24 protein-coding genes and 3 tRNA genes are annotated in these 21,496 nt (G+C 44.1%); 16 read left to right on the plus strand and 11 right to left on the minus strand.

Features of this window, described 5'->3' with window-relative positions:
* Window positions 1–142 precede the first annotated feature (142 nt).
* The 5 genes from tesB (at window position 143) to JJQ94_RS06175 (ending at window position 3,912) form a co-directional block, all read left to right on the plus strand.
* Window positions 143–1,000, plus strand: coding sequence for an acyl-CoA thioesterase II (gene tesB / locus JJQ94_RS06155; protein WP_017219342.1), 858 nt, complete (start codon window positions 143–145; stop codon window positions 998–1,000).
* A gap of 326 nt (window positions 1,001–1,326) precedes the next feature.
* Window positions 1,327–1,995, plus strand: coding sequence for a CsgG/HfaB family protein (locus JJQ94_RS06160; RefSeq protein ID WP_010374486.1), 669 nt, complete (start codon window positions 1,327–1,329; stop codon window positions 1,993–1,995).
* A gap of 35 nt (window positions 1,996–2,030) precedes the next feature.
* On the plus strand, window positions 2,031–2,375 hold the full coding sequence (locus tag JJQ94_RS06165; protein WP_099031497.1) for a DUF4810 domain-containing protein: 345 nt from the start codon (window positions 2,031–2,033) through the stop codon (window positions 2,373–2,375).
* A 1-nt stretch (window position 2,376) separates the two neighbouring features.
* A complete protein-coding gene (locus JJQ94_RS06170; protein ID WP_099031498.1) occupies window positions 2,377–3,036 on the plus strand; it encodes a DUF799 domain-containing protein in 660 nt (219 codons plus the stop codon).
* A gap of 75 nt (window positions 3,037–3,111) precedes the next feature.
* Window positions 3,112–3,912, plus strand: coding sequence for a VOC family protein (locus JJQ94_RS06175; protein ID WP_099031499.1), 801 nt, complete (start codon window positions 3,112–3,114; stop codon window positions 3,910–3,912).
* Here JJQ94_RS06175 and JJQ94_RS06180 read toward each other — a convergent pair.
* Window positions 3,909–4,637, minus strand: coding sequence for a transporter substrate-binding domain-containing protein (locus tag JJQ94_RS06180; RefSeq protein WP_099031500.1), 729 nt, complete (start codon window positions 4,635–4,637; stop codon window positions 3,909–3,911). The two genes, JJQ94_RS06175 and JJQ94_RS06180, sit on opposite strands and share 4 nt — an antisense overlap.
* Window positions 4,638–4,795: 158 nt before the next feature.
* On the opposite strand from JJQ94_RS06180, the gene JJQ94_RS06185 reads away from it, so the two are divergent.
* From JJQ94_RS06185 to JJQ94_RS06195, 3 genes are all read left to right on the plus strand, one after another.
* Complete coding sequence (locus JJQ94_RS06185) at window positions 4,796–5,461, plus strand: SDR family oxidoreductase (protein WP_099031501.1); 666 nt, start codon at window positions 4,796–4,798, stop codon at window positions 5,459–5,461.
* A gap of 86 nt (window positions 5,462–5,547) precedes the next feature.
* Window positions 5,548–5,919 carry a hypothetical protein gene (locus JJQ94_RS06190; RefSeq protein ID WP_039494717.1) on the plus strand — a complete coding sequence of 124 codons (372 nt, stop codon included), beginning with the start codon at window positions 5,548–5,550 and terminating at the stop codon, window positions 5,917–5,919.
* Entirely contained in the window at window positions 5,920–8,253 is a 2,334-nt protein-coding gene (locus tag JJQ94_RS06195; protein ID WP_099031502.1) for a fatty acid cis/trans isomerase, read from the plus strand.
* Window positions 8,254–8,293: 40 nt separating this feature from the next.
* On the opposite strand, the gene JJQ94_RS06200 is transcribed toward JJQ94_RS06195, so the two are convergent.
* Window positions 8,294–8,920 (minus strand): peroxiredoxin-like family protein, encoded by a 627-nt coding sequence (locus JJQ94_RS06200; protein ID WP_099031503.1) that lies wholly within the window; start codon window positions 8,918–8,920, stop codon window positions 8,294–8,296.
* A gap of 114 nt (window positions 8,921–9,034) precedes the next feature.
* On the opposite strand from JJQ94_RS06200, the gene JJQ94_RS06205 reads away from it, so the two are divergent.
* Window positions 9,035–9,655 (plus strand): dUTP diphosphatase, encoded by a 621-nt coding sequence (locus JJQ94_RS06205; protein ID WP_099031504.1) that lies wholly within the window; start codon window positions 9,035–9,037, stop codon window positions 9,653–9,655.
* Here the strand turns inward: JJQ94_RS06205 and yrfG are convergent.
* Complete coding sequence (yrfG, locus tag JJQ94_RS06210; RefSeq protein WP_172439971.1) at window positions 9,652–10,311, minus strand: GMP/IMP nucleotidase; 660 nt, start codon at window positions 10,309–10,311, stop codon at window positions 9,652–9,654. The two genes, JJQ94_RS06205 and yrfG, sit on opposite strands and share 4 nt — an antisense overlap.
* 61 nt (window positions 10,312–10,372) lie before the next feature.
* Here yrfG and nudE point away from each other — a divergent pair, with 61 nt between their 5' ends.
* The 6 genes from nudE (at window position 10,373) to JJQ94_RS06240 (ending at window position 14,367) form a co-directional block, all read left to right on the plus strand.
* Window positions 10,373–10,936 (plus strand): ADP compounds hydrolase NudE, encoded by a 564-nt coding sequence (gene nudE / locus JJQ94_RS06215; protein WP_010607909.1) that lies wholly within the window; start codon window positions 10,373–10,375, stop codon window positions 10,934–10,936.
* A 1-nt stretch (window position 10,937) separates the two neighbouring features.
* Window positions 10,938–11,741, plus strand: coding sequence for a 3'(2'),5'-bisphosphate nucleotidase CysQ (gene cysQ, locus JJQ94_RS06220; RefSeq protein ID WP_099031506.1), 804 nt, complete (start codon window positions 10,938–10,940; stop codon window positions 11,739–11,741).
* A 241-nt stretch (window positions 11,742–11,982) separates the two neighbouring features.
* Window positions 11,983–12,059 (plus strand) — tRNA-Met (locus tag JJQ94_RS06225).
* Between the two features lie 187 nt (window positions 12,060–12,246).
* A tRNA-Met gene (locus tag JJQ94_RS06230) sits at window positions 12,247–12,323 on the plus strand.
* A gap of 187 nt (window positions 12,324–12,510) precedes the next feature.
* A tRNA-Met gene (locus tag JJQ94_RS06235) sits at window positions 12,511–12,587 on the plus strand.
* 190 nt (window positions 12,588–12,777) lie between these two features.
* Window positions 12,778–14,367, plus strand: a complete 1,590-nt coding sequence (locus JJQ94_RS06240) for a methyl-accepting chemotaxis protein (protein WP_099031507.1) — start codon at window positions 12,778–12,780, stop codon at window positions 14,365–14,367.
* Between the two features lie 54 nt (window positions 14,368–14,421).
* Here JJQ94_RS06240 and JJQ94_RS06245 read toward each other — a convergent pair whose 3' ends face one another.
* The 6 genes from JJQ94_RS06245 to JJQ94_RS06270 form a co-directional block, all read right to left on the minus strand.
* Window positions 14,422–15,612, minus strand: coding sequence for a dipeptidase (locus JJQ94_RS06245; protein WP_099031508.1), 1,191 nt, complete (start codon window positions 15,610–15,612; stop codon window positions 14,422–14,424).
* Between the two features lie 105 nt (window positions 15,613–15,717).
* The gene (locus JJQ94_RS06250; RefSeq protein ID WP_010607914.1) at window positions 15,718–15,963 is read right to left on the minus strand and encodes a YheU family protein; all 246 of its coding nucleotides are present in this window, start codon (window positions 15,961–15,963) and stop codon (window positions 15,718–15,720) included.
* 1 nt (window position 15,964) lies between these two features.
* Window positions 15,965–16,972: a hydrolase gene (locus JJQ94_RS06255; protein ID WP_099031509.1), complete on the minus strand. Its 1,008-nt coding sequence runs from the start codon at window positions 16,970–16,972 to the stop codon at window positions 15,965–15,967.
* Window positions 16,973–17,219: 247 nt separating this feature from the next.
* Window positions 17,220–17,366 carry a hypothetical protein gene (locus JJQ94_RS06260; protein WP_010374526.1) on the minus strand — a complete coding sequence of 49 codons (147 nt, stop codon included), beginning with the start codon at window positions 17,364–17,366 and terminating at the stop codon, window positions 17,220–17,222.
* Window positions 17,367–17,539: 173 nt separating this feature from the next.
* Window positions 17,540–17,989: a TIGR02444 family protein gene (locus JJQ94_RS06265; protein ID WP_099031510.1), complete on the minus strand. Its 450-nt coding sequence runs from the start codon at window positions 17,987–17,989 to the stop codon at window positions 17,540–17,542.
* The gene (locus JJQ94_RS06270; protein ID WP_099031518.1) at window positions 17,983–19,911 is read right to left on the minus strand and encodes an ATP-binding cassette domain-containing protein; all 1,929 of its coding nucleotides are present in this window, start codon (window positions 19,909–19,911) and stop codon (window positions 17,983–17,985) included. Before JJQ94_RS06270 ends, JJQ94_RS06265 begins: the two co-directional genes overlap by 7 nt.
* Window positions 19,912–20,041: 130 nt before the next feature.
* Here JJQ94_RS06270 and JJQ94_RS06275 point away from each other — a divergent pair, with 130 nt between their 5' ends.
* The gene (locus JJQ94_RS06275; RefSeq protein WP_010374531.1) at window positions 20,042–20,242 is read left to right on the plus strand and encodes a YheV family putative zinc ribbon protein; all 201 of its coding nucleotides are present in this window, start codon (window positions 20,042–20,044) and stop codon (window positions 20,240–20,242) included.
* 28 nt (window positions 20,243–20,270) lie between these two features.
* Here the strand turns inward: JJQ94_RS06275 and JJQ94_RS06280 are convergent, their stop codons facing one another.
* Window positions 20,271–20,483 (minus strand): SlyX family protein, encoded by a 213-nt coding sequence (locus tag JJQ94_RS06280; protein ID WP_010374533.1) that lies wholly within the window; start codon window positions 20,481–20,483, stop codon window positions 20,271–20,273.
* The gene (locus JJQ94_RS06285) at window positions 20,480–21,493 is read right to left on the minus strand and encodes a WD40 repeat domain-containing protein (RefSeq protein WP_099031511.1); all 1,014 of its coding nucleotides are present in this window, start codon (window positions 21,491–21,493) and stop codon (window positions 20,480–20,482) included. Before JJQ94_RS06285 ends, JJQ94_RS06280 begins: the two co-directional genes overlap by 4 nt.
* Window positions 21,494–21,496 lie beyond the last annotated feature (3 nt).

A 21,496-nucleotide genomic window follows, 5' to 3' on the forward strand; every position in this document is an offset into this window, starting at 1 on the left:
CAATAGTTTGAGTTATGATGTATTATACTCATTTGAGCAATGTACTTGGTTTGCTACCAGTCCGTGTCTTACTTGGATTTGGTAAAAGTATTATCTCATTATAACGACTATCGCCAGTTCTACTAGACGTTCGGAGTGCAACATGAGTCAAGTGTTACAAAATCTGTTGGATTTACTCAGCCTTGAAGAAATTGAGCAAGGGATATATCGAGGTCAAAGCCAAGACCTTGGTTTTCCTCAAGTGTTTGGAGGTCAGGTGATGGGGCAGGCGTTGTCCGCAGCAAAATACACCTTACCAGAAGGGCGCTTTGTTAACTCGCTGCACTCTTACTTTTTGCGTCCTGGTGATGCGAGCAAGCCCATTGTCTACGATGTCGAAAACATTCGTGATGGTCGCAGTTTTAGCACTCGTAGGATCAGTGCCATTCAATATGGTAAGCCGATATTTTACATGACAGCCTCTTTCCAAGGGGATGAGCCGGGCGTTTCTCATCAATCTTTGATGCCGGATGTGCCAGAGCCTGAAACGTTAAAGTCATCACTCCACTTTTATCAAGAACATGCAGACCTCATTCCAGAATCACTTCGAGCTAAATTTACGCAAGAAATGCCGCTGGATATGCGTCCTGTAAACTTTCAAAATCCATTCAAACCCAAAAAACAGGACCCGGTGAGAAATGTTTGGTTTAAAGCCAATGGTGACATGCCGGACGACAGAAGGATCCACAACTATTTGCTGGCTTATGCCTCTGATTTTGAATTTTTACCAACAGCACTACAACCACATGGTTTGTCGTTTATGCAGTCGAATATGCAAGTCGCGACAATAGACCACGCGATGTGGTTCCATCGTCCGTTTAGAATGGATGAATGGATTTTATATAGCGTTGATAGTCCGAGCGCGTCTAATGGCCGAGGCCTAGTACGTGGCCAATTTTTCAACCGCCAAGGTGAGTTAGTTGCGTCAACTATTCAAGAAGGCGTGATGCGTCAACGCTAATTTGTTGGAAAGTGTATGGCGCTTTTTAACAGTAATCTTGCTTGGTGCTTTGTGCAGCACTAAGCAAATCATAAAATTATAACTGTTTGTTTATAAAGGGGTTGTCGGTTTGTTTATGGCCGTTCCTAAAGTTGTCTGCACTACTTTTTCCGGTGCTGTACTCGGTTTGATTTTGCACTATCTTTAAAATTCTATTTAGATGTAGCGTGATTGCATTTTTCCCAAACAAAAATTAACACTAAAGTCAGCTAAATTTATCTACATTGTTATTAACAAAACGAATCGTCGCGTCACAGACAGACGCATATGACTCTAGGAGAATGATAATGAATAAACCGCTCGCCACAGTAATTGCATTGACGTTTGTCGGATTAACCGCGGGTTGCGCAACGGAAGCATCAAGAACGGTAGAAGCACCAAAAGTGGCCTCATATAATCAAGCTTACAATGGCCCAAAAAGTCAGTTAGCGGTTGGTAAATTACAAAACCGTTCAGCTTTTCACAATGGTGTATTTAGTTCAGGACCGGACCGCTTGGGCTCTCAGGCAAAAACTATTCTGACCACCCATTTACAGCAGAGTAATCGCTTTATTGTTTTAGATAGAGAAAACATGACAGAGATTGCCCAAGAAGCTGGATTTGCTGGCGCAAAACAAAGTATTAAGGGTGCTAACTTTGTGATCACGGGAGATGTTTCTGAGTTTGGTCGAAAAGAAGTAGGTGATAAACAATTATTCGGCATTCTAGGTAAAGGAAAATCGCAAATTGCTTACGCTAAGGTAAATCTGAATATTGTTGATGTGACTAGTTCAGAAGTTGTTTACTCAGTGCAAGGTGCTGGAGAATACAGTTTATCTAATCGCGAAGTGGTTGGTTTTGGTGGCACTGCGGGGTATGACTCAACGCTAAATGGCAAGGTACTTGATTTAGCCATTCGTGAGGCCGTCAATAACTTGGTTAGCGGCATCGAGAAAGGCGACTGGAAGCCTTTATAGACAATCCCACAGCTAATTTATACCTCAGGTAAATTATGAAGCAAACGATATTTGTGGCGACTTTACTGTTAATATTGTCTGGGTGTCAGAATACGACACCACAATATTATTACGGTTCTTACGAACGTAACCTCTATGAGTTCTTTCGAGGTGATGGGCAGTCCCTTGAGGAGCAGATCAGTCAGTTAGAGTCAAGCATAGCGCGCGCCGAAGTAAAGCAGATCAGTCCAGCACCAGGCATGTATGCGCATCTCGGTTACTTATACTTGATGCAAGGGGATAATGGCAAAGGGGTTGCGTATTTTGAACAGGAAAAACAACTGTATCCTGAGTCTCGGCAATATATCGACTTTTTACTAAAAAATGCGCAGGGAGAGTAAGATGAAATGGATTAAAGCGAGCTTGGTGCTTTTGACTTTTGCCTTATTGAATGGCTGTGCGACAGCGCCTAAACAGGATTATAGTGCCTTTATCCAAAGCGATCCCAAGTCGATACTGGTGTTACCGCCTATCAATAATTCCAATGAAGTTGTTGCACCTTTTGGGGTAATGGCGACGGTGGTGAAGCCACTTACAGACTCTGGCTATTATGTTTTTCCAGTGTCTTTGGTAAATGAGACTTTTAAAAATAATGGCTTAAGTGTGGCTCATGATGTTCACAATGTCGCGATAGACAAGCTCTATGAAATCTTTGCTGCCGACGCTGCTTTATACATAGAGATTCAAGATTATGGTACGTCATACGTTGTATTAGATAGTGACACTACCGTAGCGCTATCGGCAAGGTTGGTTGATTTAAAAACTGGCCAAGTAATTTGGCGTGGTAAGTCAAAAGCGTCAAGTAGTGAAGACAGAGATGACCGTGATAACAGTTTGGCTGGAGCATTGATTGGCGCGGTACTAAATCAAGTGATTGAAAGCACTTCTGATAAAGGTTTTGAGGTGTCACAGAAAGCATCACAAAGATTATTATCAGCGGACTCAAGCAATGGTTTGCTTTATGGCGTGCGCTCACCTAAGTATGGGCAAATTGAAAAATAAGCCATATTTTGACTATGCTTTCTTATCGGCTGATTGCTGCTATATTCATTAGACTTTGATTGACAGGTGATCCCCATGGCAATAATTAGTGAATTTAGAACCGGTTATTTTTGTTGGATTGAATTGTGTTCAAGCGACTGGCAGTCAGCAAAGCCCTTCTATAGCCAACTATTTGATTGGCAAATTCTTGACCAACCCATTGGTGAAGATTGTTATTACACCATGTTGCAAAAAGAAGCCGATGATGTTGCAGCTATGTATCAGATGACCGCTGAGCAACAACAAGGAGGCATGCCTAGTCACTGGCTTGCTTATGTGGCGGTAGACAATGTCGATGAATGTCTAAACAAAGCCAACGAACTCGGTGCTGAAGTGCTTGCAGGCCCTCACGATGTCACAGGGGCAGGGCGGATGGTAATGTTAAAGGAGCCAGGTGGAGCGGTTTTTGCGTTATGGCAAGAGGGTGGCCATATTGGGACGCAACGTCATCTTGAAGCGAATACCCCTTATTGGTTTGAACTAGTGAGTAAAAACAGCGCCAAAAGTCGAGACTTTTATTCTGTATTATTTGGGTGGCAGGTTGAAGTCAAAGACATGGGAAATATGGACTACACCTTGTTCAAAGTAAATGAGCAACCCGTCGCTGGCATGTTAGAAATGACGGCAGAGTGGGGTGAAGACATCCCTCCGCACTGGATGATTTACATTGCGGTATTGGACTGCGATAGTAAAGCTGAATATGCCCAAAAACTTGGCGGAGAAATTTGTGTACCGCCGACAGATATACCAGAAGTAGGTCGCTTTAGCGTGATAACCGACCCTCAAGGGGCGGTATTCTCTATCATAGAATCTGCTATGGATGATATTTCAACTTAATGCATTTCTAATTCAATTACTTTGCCATGGCAAGTGGCAAAGTGGTCAGAGAGGCGGTTTAGAATAGTATCGCGCTCGCCACTACTATTTAGCTGCTTGATAGACGCTGTTAATTTCGACAGTAGGTCTTGGTGTTTGCGATTGATATAGTGATAAATAGGATAACTTGCATCTCGTAGCCTACGCACATAAACCGCGGCGAGTCCTGACTGACATAGCGCACCAAGCGCAAATAAGTCATCAGCTAAAATTTGTTCTACATGACCTTTTTCAAGCGCTTGAAACGCAGAAACGTCGTTAGAGACCGCATTACAGGTCAATTTTTTACGCTGACAAACTTGCTCCGTTATTAAACTGCCTTGTATTACCACATAGTCTTGCCGGGTCGACAAAGTACAATGCTCCTTCTTGAGACAAAACACGGCCATTTGCACGGTTGCAAGTGGTTCGGGTATTTGCAGTAAGTTAGGATAGGCATTTGCAATAGCGCTAGTGCGTCCTGCTTCCGCATCATAAAACCCTTGATCTACATATTCTAATCCGCGCTCACTAGGTAACACGACAAGTGTGGGCGTGATATCCAAAGGTGCGTATATCTTTTGCATGAGTTGTGCGATTTGCTGTTGGCCAAGCTGATAAGCGACCAGCTCACTGACATTGATTTGGTAGGCGAACGCCGCCTTGTGGATAAAGAAAAGCAAGAGGGTGCTAAGTGTGAGTTTCACAACATATCCTTACGGTTGTCAGAGTTATAACTGTAGCAAAGTTGTCAGAAAGTGAAAAAGGCGCGTAATAAAAATGAATTCAGTTAGGATTGACCTTGAGTTTAGTAAACTTATACCAATTGTAATAGTTTGAGCATAGAAATCGTGAGGAGAAGGATATGACACTACATGTTTTGGTGACCGGTGCTAACCGTGGGATCGGATTAGAATTTTGTAAGCAGTACCAATCTCTAGGCTGTAAAGTGACTGCGGTTGTTCGCAAAGCGTCGGCAGAACTAGAATCTCTAGGCGTGGATATCATTGAAGATATAGATGTTGCAACAGAAAATGGCGCGAAAAAGCTGTTAGCGGCATTGGGCACGGAGAAAATAGACATTCTTATTAATAACGCTGGGGTATTTCACAATGAAACGCTAGCGGAAATGGATTTTGAAAATATCGACCACCAGTTTAGTGTTAATGCGTTAGGACCAATTCGAGTCACCCATGCACTACTCGATAACCTCAAAGCAGGTAGTAAAGTTGCCATGATCACAAGTCGTATGGGCTCGATTGCAGATAATGGTTCTGGTGGTTACATTGGCTATAGAATGTCGAAGGCCGCGCTGAACGCGGCGAGTGTGAGTATGGCTCACGAGCTGAAAAACCAAGATATCGCTGTTGGACTATTCCATCCTGGCTTTGTACAAACGCAGATGGTGGGATTTGCAGGTGATATTGGTCCAGATGTTGCGGCGGAACGTTTAATTAAGAGAATTGAACACCTAACTATCGAAAACAGTGGTGGCTTTTGGCACTCCAATGGAGACACGCTTCCTTGGTAATCAAGTTGGGCGCATCGTCGCCCCTTTTCAGCCATCAGCCATCTAACTGTGCTAATATAAAGCAAATACTCAGATGGTAACCTTTGATGGAATTACAACAAGATACCCCATTATCACTGCCACTTTTTTTGTTAGACGACAACATCGAAAATCGTGATATCGACTCTCCAGATGCTGAAGTATCAGTGATGTTGAGTGAGAACCTCCTTGCTCATTTGTGCCAAAACCCAAAAGAAGATGAGAATATTAGCTTGCATATTGATGACTATGCGCTCAACAACATTAGTACGACAGTGACTGAGTTGATAGGGGCAGAGCATCAGTTGCAATTGCTCATTAATCGTGGACCGATTCTCAGTGCTGTGCTGAGTACCAGTAGCGATGCATTGTTTGTCTCGCCTCCAGTAGAAATGATGCCGACTTTTGATCTTGGGCTAGATGACGACGAGGACGAGTAAATGTCTAAACGTGCATTGTTTTGTGCGGTGGTTGTCGCCGTGCTTTCTGGCTGTGTGGCTTTGGGCGTGTCTAAATATGATGATATGTTTGGACCAGAGCAACCCCAAGCACGAATCGAACAATATCACCAAGGCGGTGCACGTTACTTACAAAGCGTGAAGCCCATTTTGGAGTCGCGTTGTGTGGTTTGCCATGGTTGTTATGATGCACCCTGCCAGCTCAAACTGTCATCTCCAGAAGGAATAGATAGGGGATTGTCGAAGGAATTAGTGTATGACGGCACGCGGTTGTTAGCACAAACACCAACCCGACTGTTATTCGACGCCCAAACCACGACACAGTGGCGTGAGCGTGGTTTTACCCCAGTGCTGAATGAGCGCCATCAATCTGAATACAACAACCTAGCTGGAAGTGTGCTTTATAATAGCTTGCTGTTAAAAATGTCTCATCGTTTTCCTGAGCAAGGCATCTTGGGTAAAGAGTTTGATTTCTCTTTAGATCGAACGCAGTCTTGCCCAACCATGGATGAATTTTCTAGCCTTGCGAAACAACAGCCTCATGCGGGTATGCCCTACGGCTTACCAGCGCTCACGCATGATGAATTCAAAACCTTGGAAGCATGGCTGCAAAGTGGCAGTAAAATGAGCCAGATTGCGAAGCCAAGTGTTGCAGCACAAAAAGAAGTGAAAAAGTGGGAACAATTTCTTAATCAGGACTCCAATAAACACCGCCTTGCCGCGCGTTATATATTTGAGCATTGGTATTTAGCCCATATCCACTTCCCTCATCTGGATGATCCTGCGTTTTTTCAATTGGTACGCTCAAGCACGCCGCCTGGCCAGCCAATCGCACTGGTGAGCTCGGTACGTCCGTTTGACGATCCTGAGATCGATAGGGTGTATTATCGATTGATGCAAGTGCGTAGTACCATTTTGTCAAAAACTCACATGCCACTGGCATTGAACGACGCTAAGCTATCACGGTTACATCAGCAATTTTATGCAGCGGATTATCACGTGGATGAACTGCCAGGTTATGAGCCAGAGCTTGCAGCAAACCCATTTAAGGTATTCAAAGATATTCCGGTTAATTCTCGTTATCAATTTATGCTGGATGAGGCCGAGTTAATTGTAAAAGGCTTTATCAAAGGCCCTGTATGTCGAGGCCAAATAGCGCTTAACGTCATTAACGACCATTTTTGGGTGGCGTTTGTTGATCCTGAAAAAAATAGCAATGAAGCGGTGAACCAGCTGCTGCTTAAACATGATGAAGATTTGGTGCTACCTGCGGCTGAGCAAAGTAATGCGTTACCACTTTCCAGTTGGGCTAAATATGCCACTAAGCAGCAGGATTACTTACGTGCTAAAACAGAGCTTGCAGATAAGATGTTTGCCGATGGGAAACGTCTCAATATGGACTTGATTTGGCGTGGTGAGGGGGAAAACCCGAATGCAGCATTAACTATCTTCCGTCATTTTGATAGCGCAACGGTGGTTAAAGGTTTTATTGGCCAGCCTCCCAAAACAGCTTGGGTATTAGACTATGCCTTGTTCGAGCGCATTCATTACTTGCTGGTGGCGGGCTTTGACGTGTATGGCAACATTGGTCATCAGCTGATCACACGCTTATATATGGACTTTTTGAGGCTTGAAGGTGAGCAAAACTTTTTAAATCTGTTGCCACTTAGTCATCGTCAGGAAATTAAACGCTATTGGTATCGTAAGTCACACTTGAGCTTAAGTGAGTTTATCAATCGCAAATCACTAATCGGTGCGCCAACGGGGATAAAATACGAAACGGACGATCCAAAGCAAGAGTTGTATGACAAACTGCATGCTGTGCTTAAGCCCGTTCTAAATAGGGATTATGACTATCAAGCCGTCGGCAAGCCACTACAGGCACTCAATAGCATGTCCGTTAGGGCGATTAATTTGCTTCCTCAGGTCTCGTTTATTATTACTAAACAAAGCGACGGCTCACATCAAGCATTCTCGCTATTACACCATAATGCCCACTACAACATCTCCAGTTTGTTAAATGAAGAAGGGCAAAGAGCGTATACCGAAGACACAGCGACGATTGTGCCAGGCTTTATCGGAGATTATCCAGAGGCAATTTGGTATTTAGAAAGCGAGGCGGCACAAGAGGACTTCGTCTCGTCATTTAGCCAAATGAATAGTGAGTCGGATTACCGAGCGCTACGAGCGCAATATGGGATCCGCAGGACTCACCCAGAGTTTTGGCGTTACAGTGATTTAATCCACGATATTGCCAAGCAAACACGTGGCGTTGAATATGGTTTATTTGACTATAACCGGTTAGAAAACCGCTAAAAAATGGAGTCTTCGGACTCCATTTTTTTATGTGCTTTTCCTATAGTTGACTAGCTGCTTTTACCGCAGCTAGTAGCACGCTTTCATCCAATCTCACTTTGTAATTTGGGTTTGCGTATTGAAATTGGATCAAGCCTTTCTTATCGACTACAAATACCGCCGGCACCGGCAAGGCAACTTTATCGTTCCCCTCAAAATCAACAAAATTTACGCCCAACTTGTTGCGATAAGCAAGGGCTGTTTTATCATCAAGGAAATAGGCGAGGCCTAACGCTTGACTCATACGCATTTCGTTATCAGACAACAGTTGGTAGTGAGGGGATTCAATTGTACTTTTTGCCAGCGCCTCAGGTGAGTCTGGTGCGATAGCAATAATTTGTGCTCCCATTTTAACAAGCTGTGGTTCAATTTCTTGGATCCCCGCGAGCTGTCTTGAACAGTATGGACACCAGCCACCACGATAAACTACTAGTACGGTGATATTTTCTTTATAGCGTGTCGCGAGGTCGACAGTTTTACCCGACTTATCTTTGAGTTGTAATGCGGGGGCATCCATGCCTGGAAGGAGTGGGCTCACTTGCTCAGGTGCTGCGGCGATATTAGTGATTTCAGCTGCGCTGACAAAGGCTGAACAAGCCAAAGCGAGCGATAAAATAAAATGACGCATAAAAAGTTCCTAGGGTTTCAAGTTGATATCGACTCAGAAGACCTAAGCGCTGGCGAAAATCTTTCACTTCGGTATGATATCGCTCGTAATTGATTTCCATGAAGAGAGAGCACAATGTCTGCAAACATCACTAAGCTTGTGGTTATGCTAGAAATGCAACATGCCATGAATACCAAAGTACACCAACAATGGTTTGAACAAGGGTTTGAATGGTACCGCGCAATTTGGGTTGAGTGTGCAGAAATGCTAGACCACTACGGTTGGAAATGGTGGAAAAAGCAAACGCCAGATACTGAGCAAGTGATTTTGGAGCTAGTGGATATTTTTCATTTTGGCTTATCTTTACGTATCGATGGCGAAACGTCATTTGAGCAACTAGCGACTCAATTAGAGGCTGAATTGGCAAAACCAACTACGGCAGAAGACTTCAAGGAAACCCTTGAATTACTTGCAAGTGCGGCTGTGACCAAACGCGAGTTTGATGCTCATGCGTTTGCGGGATGTATGCAGCAAATCGGGATGTCTATTGACGATCTATACCGTGGATATGTCGGTAAAAACACGCTTAACTTCTTCCGCCAAGACCATGGCTATAAAGATGGTTCTTACATCAAGGTATGGAATGGCCAAGAAGATAACGAGCACTTAGTCGAAGTGGTGAAAAGTCTTGATACAGCACACCCAGACTTTAAAACACAGGTGTACGACGGCTTAAAAGCTCGCTACCCAGCTTAATCTATAATAGGTAGCAAGGTACGGTAATCGGAGACTGAGAGGTATTCAGTGATCTCTCGCTCTGGTTGCCGACTATCAGGATTAGCAACGGCAAGCAAATGGCCAATACCAAACTCTTTCGCAGCATTTAACACGCTAATGCTATCGTCCACAAATAAAGTGCGGGACTTATCAAAGCCCAAATCACGCTCTACCTGTTGCCACAACATCTGACTTTCCTTACTTACGCCATATTCATGGGTTGAAACCAATTTGTCGAGATACTTATCGAATTGGGTACGCTCAACTTTCAAACTTAGACTGTTTGGGTGAGCGTTGGTTAACAAAATAAGCTGTTTTCCACTCTCTCTTAAGGCCTCTAAAAACGCTGGTACATCCTCACGAATTGAGATCAAGTGTTGTACTTCACGTTTAAGCTCCATAATGGGTAGCTGTAGTTGCTCCTGCCAATAATCTAGGCAATACCATTCTATCTGGCCCATTACCGCGTCATAACGCGCGAGGATGTCGGCCCTTACAGCCTCAAGGGTTAAGCCTTGACGTTTTGCATGTGCCTTAGGCACGACGTCGAGAAAAAAGTGATTATCAAAATGGAGGTCGAGTAATGTGCCATCCATATCTAACAAAACGGTATCGATATTTGACCAATTTAGCATAGGCATTTAACTTCAAAGGCTTTATGATTAAGTTATTCGCCATGATAGCAAATAATGATCTATGTCACATAAAAAGCATCCCACACCACCAGAAATTTTAGCTTGCGACGTCGTGGCTAAAAGCAAATTGTTCACGGTAGAAGCACTTTCGTTATCTTTTTCGAATGGCGAGCAACGAGAATACGAAAGAGTCCGTGGCGGTGGCCGTGGCGCAGTAATGATCGTGCCCATAACTGCTGATAATGAGCTATTATTAGTGAGAGAATACTGTGCAGGAACACATGACTATCAACTCGGCTTTCCCAAAGGGCTAATTGACCCTGGCGAAACCCCGGTGGAAGCGGGTAACCGAGAGCTAAAAGAAGAAGTGGGTTTTGGTGCAAATGCTTTCTCTGAACTCAAAGTAGTGTCACTGGCACCGAGTTACTTTAATGCCAAAATGCATATTTTGGTCGCTAGTGAACTTTACCCTGAACAGCTTGAAGGTGATGAGCCAGAGCCTCTGGTAGTAGTGAAGTGGCCGCTAGACAAACTATATGACCTGTTACAGCAAGAGGACTTTACTGAAGCAAGAAGTGTCGCGGCACTACTGTTATTAAAAGCACATTTGAATCTGGAGGCGTAAATTGCAGTCCTATTTAGAGCCTTGCATCGCACTGGCAAAACGTGCCGGTGAAGCCATTATGGCAATCTATCAAGCTGATGATATTGGTAAAAAAGAAAAGTCTGACCAGACTCCTGTCACTGCAGCAGATTTGGCATCTAATGAGATCTTAATGGCGGGTCTTGCTGAAATAGCACCTGACATTCCGGTAATGTCTGAAGAAACACCAATTCCACCATTGAGTGAGCGACAAAGTTGGCAGCGCTACTGGTTACTCGATCCTATGGATGGCACTGGGGAGTTTATTCTTGAAAGCGGTGACTTTGCCGTCAATATTGCGCTAATCGAAAATAATCATCCTGTGTTAGGGGTCATTTATTGGCCATCTCAAGGGCTGACATATTACGCCAGCAAAGATGAAGGTGCGTTTAAACGTAGTGACTCAGGTGAAAGTAAACGTATTTTCGTCTCGCCAAGAGAAACGCTCACATTGGCTGTAAGTCGTAGACAAAAGCTTGAAGCGGTAAGTCAGTACTTGAATAGTCAGTTCGACACTGTTGCACTCGGGTCATGTTCATTAAAAGCCTGCATTATCGCAGAAGGTAAGGCGGATTGTTTTTTACGAGTAGGACCAACGGGTGAGTGGGATACAGGCGCGTCACAAATCATCGTCGAAGAAGCCGGAGGTTGTATTACCGATGCTGAGTTTAACCCGCTGACCTACAATCGACGAGAAACTACCGAAAACCCAGACTTTATTGTTATGGGGCACCCCGATTGGCAATGGCAAAAGTTGATCAGTCCACATCATCGAACGATAGAATAAATAACGGTTTAAGTTGAAGGTTGTGGGATTTTTGCGCACTTGAATTGTTTTAAGCATTAAATCCCTTGCAATAAAATTTTAATCCATTATTATAGCGGCCTCTTGAAAGGGAAGTCCTTTTTAAGAATATACAGGCGCGGGATGGAGCAGAATGATAAATCATTCGTCGGACTCGCTAAACCTGGAAAGAATCGAAGGTCGTCGGTCCCCGACGAAGAATAGATTCACAAAAAAATACAGGCGCGGGATGGAGCAGCCTGGTAGCTCGTCGGGCTCATAACCCGAAGGTCGTCGGTTCAAATCCGGCTCCCGCAACCAATACTTATTTGGCTTTAAAACCAGTATTTGTTGGATGTATAAAGTCTCAAGTACAAGACTCAAAATTAAGTACAAATACAGGCGCGGGATAAAGCAGAATGATAAATCATTCGTCGGACTCGCTAAACCTGGAAAGAATCGAAGGTCGTCGGTCCCCGACGAAGAATAGATTCACAAAATATACAGGCGCGGGATGGAGCAGCCTGGTAGCTCGTCGGGCTCATAACCCGAAGGTCGTCGGTTCAAATCCGGCTCCCGCAACCAATACTTATTTGGTTTTAAAACCATTATTTATTGGATGTATAAAGTCTCAAGTACAAGACTAAAAATTAAGTACAAATACAGGCGCGGGATGGAGCAGAATGATAAATCATTCGTCGGACTCGCTAAACCTGGAAAGAATCGAAGGTCGTCGGTACCCGACGAAGAATAGATTCACAAAATATACAGGCGCGGGATGGAGCAGCCTGGTAGCTCGTCGGGCTCATAACCCGAAGGTCGTCGGTTCAAATCCGGCTCCCGCAACCAATTCTTAATTGGACTGCACAATCTAAAACTCCCAAAACTTAATTCTATTGATTCTGAAACTGAGTATTTACTCACTAGATCATCGCCTCAAAATAGATCACTTACTTAAGCTAATTGGTATTACGAATATTTGTCTATAAATCTTTATATGGTCTAGGCTTTTACTATTCCTTATTTGAGGTGTATAAAGATGGATTTACATAGTATTCGAGTCAAAAGTTCGTTGCCTACGGCTATGTTGACAATAGTGCTGTTATTTGTGTTTTTTGGTTTTTCAGTGTTGCTCAATAAAGTGCAATCGGCACTTGAGATCCAAACCGAAAACTATTTAAAAGCCGTGTCAGTGGTACTCAATGCAGATAGAGACTTTTATCAAGCTCAAGAAGCCTACCTAAGATTGTTAGCTGGTGAAGATAAGTGGGCGGATTTCGAAGAAAACGCCGAGCAGGTTAAACAGCGCTATCAAAAGTATATTCAGTTTATGTCACTCCACCAAAGTGAGATTGGTAGTTTTGCAACTTTTGATGCAGATTTTCAAAGTTGGTATCGTGTGACTGTAGCGAGTATTGAGGCGCCGGCAGATAAAGCACTCCAAACTGAGTCGGCTAAGTTATTTAGTGCAGTTCGGGATGTGCTTGATAAAGCAGGTGAATTAGCCGATGAAAAATCTGCTGCAAGTCGTGCGATGGTGGTTTCTGAGGTCACCCAAATAAAGTGGGGACTTGGCGTTGGTGCCTTGAGCCTACTTGGTATTGCTTGTTGGATTGCCTATCGGATCCCTCGCCAGTTAGCAAAGCAGATAAATTTTGTGTCGGATAGGATCTCTGAAATAGCCTCTGGGGACGGAGATTTAACTGGTCGCATTGAAATTAAAGGAAATGATGAGTTCGCAAAGTTGTCGCTAAACTTTAATCATTTTCTCGAAAGTTTACAGGCAATGGTCACTGCACTTGTGAAAGATGGTGGCGAGCTGTCGAGTTTGTCGTCAAAACTCAGTCATTATGCCACGCAGTGTCATGATTTAATCGACTCGCTTGGTAAGTCATCCCATACCATTGTTAGCGCGGTGCATCAACTAAGCCACTCAAGCCAAGAAGTCTCGTCGGTAGCAGAAAACTCATTGAAAGAAGCTGAAGCTTCACATCGCTACGCAGCACAAGGTAAAACGGTGTTGGCAGATTCAAAACAAAAAATCACTCATCTTGCTAATAATATGGAAGCGGCACTTTCAAGTTCGTTAGCTTTACAAAAGAACTCTGAAAACATTAACCAAGTACTCGATGTCATTCGCGGGATCGCTGAGCAAACCAATTTATTAGCACTCAACGCGGCAATCGAAGCGGCAAGGGCTGGTGAGCAAGGTCGTGGATTCGCAGTGGTAGCTGATGAGGTTAGGTCATTGGCCACTCGAACACAAGACAGCACCAATGATATTCAGAAGATGTTGGAAGCATTCTCACATAGCGTAGAAGATTCGCAAAAGACCATTGAAGATGGCAAGCAGTATGTTGATGTTGCGGTCGAAAGTTTTGTGAAGGCAACGGAGTTATTGGAGTTGATTGCGCAAAGTGCGGTAAAAGTGACTGAACTTTCCGAGCAAACAGCCCATGCAACTCAGCAGCAAAATGCTGTATCTACCGAGATTAGCTGTAATCTCACGGATTTAAATGACAGGGCATTGGATGGCGAGCGGTTGTCTGGAGAAACGCACCAAATTTCGGATGATGTGCTGCGAGTCACCAGTAAATTGGTGGATGAATTATCTCAGTTTAAAGTCTAAGGTATCATAAGGTGTGCCGTGCGGTACACCTTATGAAATTACAGGTTTGAGCAGTTATTTAGCAAACTTATTTGCGTAAGCCTCGGCTTGTTTCCACACGCGCAGGGTATTGCCACCTAAAATCTTTTTGATATCAGCGTCGCTGTAGCCTCTATCCAAGAGACCTTGCACAAGATTTGGATACGTTGATACGTCTTTCAGGCCAACCGGTAGTGAGTCACCCACACCATCGTAATCTGAACCAATGCCTACATGATCTATCCCTATCAACTTAACGACGTGGTCAATGTGATCTAGCACTTGATCAAGTGTGGCAAATGGGAACGGATTTTTTGCTCTAAACGCGGCTCTGAAGTCGGTGCGATCTTTGTCTTTGTCTTTGGCTTCTTTTTGTGCTTCGTCACGCTTGTCATACCAAGCACCAGCTTTTGCCGTCACAAAGCTCGAGCCAAAGTTAATTTGGATCACACCGCCATTTTTTGCCAAGGCCTTTAGCATTTCGTCATCCATATTGCGTTCGAATCCTGGGGTGTATTTACGCAGGGATGAATGTGAAGCAACGACCGGTACTTTTGAAATGTCCATTACCTGATAAAAGGCGTCATCGGAAATATGTGATACATCAATGAGCATACCAATTTTGTTCATTTCAACCACAAGTTCTTTACCAAAGGGGCTTAAGCCTTTCCATTTACGGCGTACGTCATAAGAAGAGTCAGAAATATGGTTGCTTTGCGAGTGTGCTAAGGTGATATAGCGTACGCCACGGGCATAAAAATGTTTAAGGTTTTTCATCTCACCTTCAATGGGCGAGCCATTTTCCATACCCATCGCGATAGACATAATACCATTGTCAAATTGTGCATAAATGTCGTCGGTATTGTAAGCCATTGCAAATTTATCTGGTGCGCGATGCGCTAAGGCTTCCATACCGTCAATCAGTTGGTTGGCGAGTTGATAGCTTTTACCCTTACCTTCAAATTCTAAATTAGCTGGAATATAAATAGACATAAATGGCGCATTAAGACCGCCTTTTACCGCGCGAGGGTAATCAAAATCACCGCCTTCGGTTGCTTGACTAACATCATCCCATTTACTTTGGATGCGGTATGGAACGTCGATGTGTGTATCAATTAGGATGTTATCGTGAGCGAGTTTAACCGCGCGCTCAGAGGCTTTGTATTCAGTTGCATAAGCTGTAGAAACAGCCAGCGCTAGGGCGCAAAGAGCAGTGCCGAGCTTCATAAAATTGCCTTTCCTTTATAGTTATAGAAATTTGATTGTAACAACTCCTGTCACTTCGACAACTGTTTACGATTAGCGCTAAATACAAAGAAAGCTGAAGGTTTTTTAATACTCGTAATCTTCTTGTGCTTGCATTGCTTGAAATTGTTGTTTGCTAACAATATTCACAGATTCATGTAATTCCGAGAAAACGATCAGCGCTTCTCCTGATTTTAGCTGTGCTTTCACTTGTGCTACTTTGCTCTCGGTACTGACTTCAGTATCACCATAGTCTGTTCCTTCACGCAGCACATAGTGTTCAATAAGATTGTCTAGCGTCTCTTGTGGAAGTTGTTGATAGGGAATGAGCATACTACTTAGCCTTACTATAAATTTGCTGTAAATATTGTGGGATAACGCTTTCTAGCCAAAACTTGGGTTTAAGGGGGTTACTCCCTGAAATAAAACCTACGTGACCACCGTGTTGACTCACTGCGAGTGTCACTGGTGAATTAACCTGAGCGGCTGTAGGCACGGCTTGCGATGATAGCATGGGGTCATCTTCGGCGTGGATCAGGAGCGTTGGTGTCGTGATTTGGGTTAAATAGGGCTGTGAACTTGCTTGCGCGTAATAGTCTTCCGCACCGTTAAAACCATGTAGAGGTGCAGTTATCTTATCGTCAAATTGCCATAGGTCGTCAATGGCATAAAGGGCAGGCTTGTCTATCTTAATTTGCGACTGGATGGTGTCTAGCTTACGTGAAAATGACTTCTTCATCCTGTCTAGCAAGTATTTTTGATAGAGCTTGAAGCAGCTCTTTCTGATCACCTGACAAGAGGAAGAAAGGTGATAAGGCGCTGAGACAACGACGCCAGCCTCAAGACCGCTTTGCGATTTGGTTTCTCCCAAGTATTTGGCAAGTACATTACCGCCGAGCGAAAAGCCAACCGCAAATAATGGCCGTTTAGGAAAACGGGCTTTTAGCGTGTCTATAAAAAAGCCAAGATCTGAGGTTTCGCCGCTATGATAAGCTCTGGCTTGGCGATTTACTTCACGTGAGCAGTTGCGAAAGTGCATCAGTACGGCATCAAAACCATGGTGTACCAACGCTTTTAATAGGCCTTTTGCATAAAAGCTGTTGATATTGCCTTCTAGCCCATGCAATACCACAACCAACGGTGCCGATTTATCGCCGTGTTTTGCCCATGCAAGTTCTAGAAAATCATCGTCTGGTGTGTCTAGTGTTTCATAGTCGACGGGCACCTGTAATCTGGGCCTAAAGAATCGCGGAAGTATGGTTTGGGCGTGGCGGTTGCGCATCCACCAAGCGGGTTTAAATTCGTAATTATCGGCTGTTATTGTTTTCATGGCTTGATTCATAATAGAAACTGCGTCTTTTTGAGGGTTGCTCGCAAAGCAAAGAAAGGAAGCTATCCAGTTGCAAAACACGTTTTAGCCAGTTTAACGTATTATCAGGTGAGGGTTAAGCAAATAAAAAGCACCCGACCAGTAAACTGATAAGGTGCTTTGTGCGTCGTGCTTAATTCTGCAAGTTGGGGAACTACGTTGAGCCGATCTTTTACTACTTATTCTTCAATCGCCCCAAGGTAATACATTTAAATCTGTTCTATTGTTCGTTAGGTACTTCAGCGTCCATGACTTTTTTAATGAAAAAGTAGACGTAATAACAGCACAGCAAAATTACAATCCCTAAAAAGCCAAAAGACAGAAACAACACAGGGTCGGAAAAAAAGTCTCTAAAGAATACGTTCATGGCTGTGCCTCCTAATTTGTCGATGAGTAAATAGTAGTGGAGGTCTGGGGTGCTTGATATGATCAAGATCAAGTTTCAATCCTGAGTGAAATTAAACCTAGGCAAAGGCTTGATCTCGATCAGGTTTTATATCTGAGTTGGGTAAATAACAGGGCTTATATTGATTTAATGGCTTAGAAGTCAGTCGTATTGAATAAAGCGTCGTACTCACTCTGGCTCAAATAGAGCAGCACATTGCTACTTAATTGCAATGGCGCAAACGAAAAGCGTTTTAATGTCTCCAATAATAGCGCTTGCTGGCGCTTTTCAAGCTCAAGCTCTGCAGCCAGCATCGCTGAACGCAACTTTTTGTAGTCTTGGTAGTCTTGATGATGTGCTTTTAGGGTATGGCGGATCGCGCGTTGAGGTTGTAACACCGCTTGGTCAAATTGCTTAGCAGTCTGTACCAGCGCGGCTAGGGTGTCGGGGGTAATCGTCAGTGCTAAAGTGTCGAGGTAACAAAGTAACAGGCACAGGTTGATATTTTTGCCTGCAGCATCTTGCAAATTCAGCAGCCGCGATTGCATCTGCGGGCGGCTGTAGAATTCACAGGCAAACTGCCAAAAGTCTTCACGACTTAGCATATCTCTCCAGTCTCATCGAAATGGTTTTGCTTTTCTTCTAACTCTTCCAGTGCCATTAATAAGTTTTCTTCTGTGTCATTAAGCTCAGGGGTTATCTTGGCTTGTTTTGCCAGTAAGTCACTTAATTTTGCTTTGTTCTCGTCCGTGTATAGGTTGTTGTCAGCCAAAGCTTGCTCAATTTCGTCTGCTTGCTCAGTGAGTTTGTCGAGCTGTTTTTCGAGCTTTTCAATCGACTTTTTCAACGGCTGAATGGTTTTTCTGAATTCGGCTTCGAGACGCTTTTGCTCTTTACGATTGGCATTAGAGTTTTGCTTTGGTTCAGCCTCTGAGCCACTTGGTTTCGCTTGCTCTTTATTGGCATTCATGAGCCATTGGTAATAAGCATCTAAGTCATAGCCGAACTGAGAAACGGTTCCATTATCAACTAAATAGTACTCGTCAGCGGTATTTTTCAGCATGTGGCGATCGTGGGAAACCGTTACCATTGCACCCTCAAAACCTTGCAAGGCCATCACAAGTGCGTGTCGCATTTCTAAATCCAAGTGGTTAGTCGGCTCATCGAGTAACAGCAAGTTCGGCTTTTGATACACCAACATAGCGAGTACGAGTCGTGCTTTTTCGCCACCAGAAAACGGCGCAACGGGTTCTAGGGCCTTATCACCATGAAAAGCAAAACCGCCCAAGAAATCACGAATAAGCTGCTCTGGCACTTTAGGGTCTAGACGCTGAATGTGGGTAACCGCACTGGCTTCAAGATCGAGAGATTCAAGCTGATGCTGAGCAAAATAGCCAACATTTAACCCTTGGTGTTGAAACACTTCACCAGCTTGTGGGGTTAAATCGCCGGCAAGTAACTTGATTAGGGTCGATTTACCAGCGCCGTTACGGCCAAGTAACGCAATACGGCTACCTGGGACCAGATTAAGCTTGATGTCATGCAAAATGGTAACGTCACCATAGCCCGCTTTGGCTTGCTCTAGTGTCATCAATGGATTAGGCAAGCTTGTTGGATCTGCAAATTCAAAATTAAATGGTGAATCTGCATGAGCGGGCGCGAGCATTTCCATGCGTTCAAGGGCCTTCACACGACTTTGCGCTTGTTTTGCTTTACTCGCTTTCGCTTTAAAGCGGGTAATAAACTTCTCTAAATGTGCAATCGTTTCTTGTTGCTTCTCGTAAAGCGCTTGGTGCTGTGCCATGCGCTCTGCTTTTTGACGCTCAAACTGAGAATAGTGACCTTTATAAACATTGATCTGCTGTTGGTCGATATGCCAAATCTCGCCAACAACCGCATCTAAAAATTCGCGGTCGTGAGAAATAAGCACTAATGTACCCTGATAGGCGCGCAAAAAGCGTTCTAGCCAATAAACAGCGTCCAAGTCCAAGTGGTTGGTTGGCTCATCCAGAAGCAATAAATCGGCATCGCGGATCAGCGCTTGCGCAAGGTTCAAGCGCATGCGCCAACCACCAGAAAAGTCGCTAACGGCAAACTCAATCTGTTCATTGCTAAAACCAAGGCCATGGAGTAGTTCACCCGCTTTGGCTTCAATACTATACCCTTTGATGTTCTCTAGCTGTTGGTGTGCTTTTGCTTGTAGTTCACCATCACCGTCCTGCTCCGCTTGTTGTAGCTGCGTTCTCAACACATAGTATTCGGGGTGTCCCTGTAGTACATATTCGAGGGCGCTAATGGAGAGTGCTGGGGTTTCTTGTTTTACAGATGCAATAGACCAATCTTTTGGAATAGAAAAATCACCAGAATCGAGTTGCAGCTCACCTTTTAGTAGCGCAAAGAGAGATGATTTACCACAGCCATTGGCACCGACAAGGCCCGCCTTATGTTGTGGATAAAGCGTTGCATTTGCTTGTTTTAGCAGTGTTTTACTGCCACGAAGTAGCTCGATATCAGAAAGTTGGATCATAATTCTAAAAGTCTGTCTAAATTGCGCGCATGATAGCATGGATCCAATCCCTTACTCCAAGCGTATCATGACAAATAAAATTAGGATAAAATGACAAACCTTAAACTCGGTGTTCATTAGAGGTGTAGAGTTGAAAGTTAAGAAGCGTTTTATTGCAGGGGCAAGTTGTCCAGAATGCCAAAAAATCGACGTAATGATGCTCTACAAAGAGCATGATGTCGAAAAAGTTGAATGTGTTGAGTGTGGCCACGTAATGTCACAGCCGAAAGACGCAGTACAGGCTTCTACACGCCAGTTTGAGCAAGTCATTGGGGTGTTCAAACCGGAGTGAGTGTTCACCCCGGTTTTCAATTTATTTGTTAGTAGTGCGGTGGCGGTGGCTCTTGGTGCTGAGGCATTAAACCTGGGTCGCGGCCTTCCTTCATTTTCTCTGCCAATAGCTCAATTTGTCGTTGCATTTTAGCCAAGCGTTGCTGATGTGCCTTTAGCTCTTCATTTAAGGTTTCGATTGTATCTTCTTGAAAGGCAAGCTTAGCCTCAAGCTCAGTAATTCTGTTTTCGATTTCATTCATGGCTTTTTCACCTGCGCAAATTTTTCCAGTAGTCCGCTGGAACTTTCGGTTAACAATGCAGTGTCTTGGTCTTGAAAAGCAACGTCAAATACAACCGCAGACTTGGGGCGGCTGCCTTCTCGGGGTTGTACACGCCAAGTTTGCAATCGTTCACCATCACTCACTTGCCATAAAATAAGCTCGCGGTTAGGTGAGCCGGTAGCCAAGAGCGTAGCGTCTTGATTAAAGCGCACTGCACTGAAAATTTTCTGGCGAGCAATATACTGTAATTGTGCTTTGAGATCACCAGAAGTTAATTGCCAAATGCTCGCTTTTTTCATGCTATCGGCGGTAAAGGCAAATCTTCCTTGGTCATCTAACGCAACTTTAGTCACGCGACTTGGGTGGTTAAAACGATGGATCACTTGCCCCGTTCTAGTATCCCAAAAGTAAGCGGTGTAGTCGTTGCCTCCGCTTAAGGCAAAGTGACCATTGGGAGACATGGCAATAGAATTGATATTTTCTTGATGTCCAAGGAACTCTATCCGCCTTCCACTCTCTAAGTCGAGGTGAACGACAACGTTATCACTGCGGGCATAGAGTAAATATCGGCCCGTATTGCTAATTGCGATATCTCGAATAGTGCCAGACTCGATCTCGAAATAACCTAGGTTTTGACCGTTTTCGACACTCCAGATGGCGAATGTCTTATCAGTGGCCGTGACAGCAGTAGAGTTGTCATTAGCTAAAGCCAGTGAGTGAATGAGATCATCGGATGCATCGGAGTGGCGCCATTGAAATTTGAGGCCTTGCTCTTGATTATCCCAAAGTACGGCCCCATGCTCTATTGAAGAAACAAGGCTGTAGTGGCCATCCGCAGAGATTGCTGCAGAAAATGCGCCTCTGCTGGCATGTTCTACGGTCATAACGGCTTTTGAAGTGTCAGGGCCACAGCCGGTTAAGGTGAAGCAACTGAGCATCGCGCATGCAAAGAGGAGACTTGTCCACTTAATGTTGACGAGTTTGACCATAAA

This window comes from Pseudoalteromonas sp. GCY (assembly GCF_016695175.1).
GTDB lineage: Bacteria > Pseudomonadota > Gammaproteobacteria > Enterobacterales > Alteromonadaceae > Pseudoalteromonas.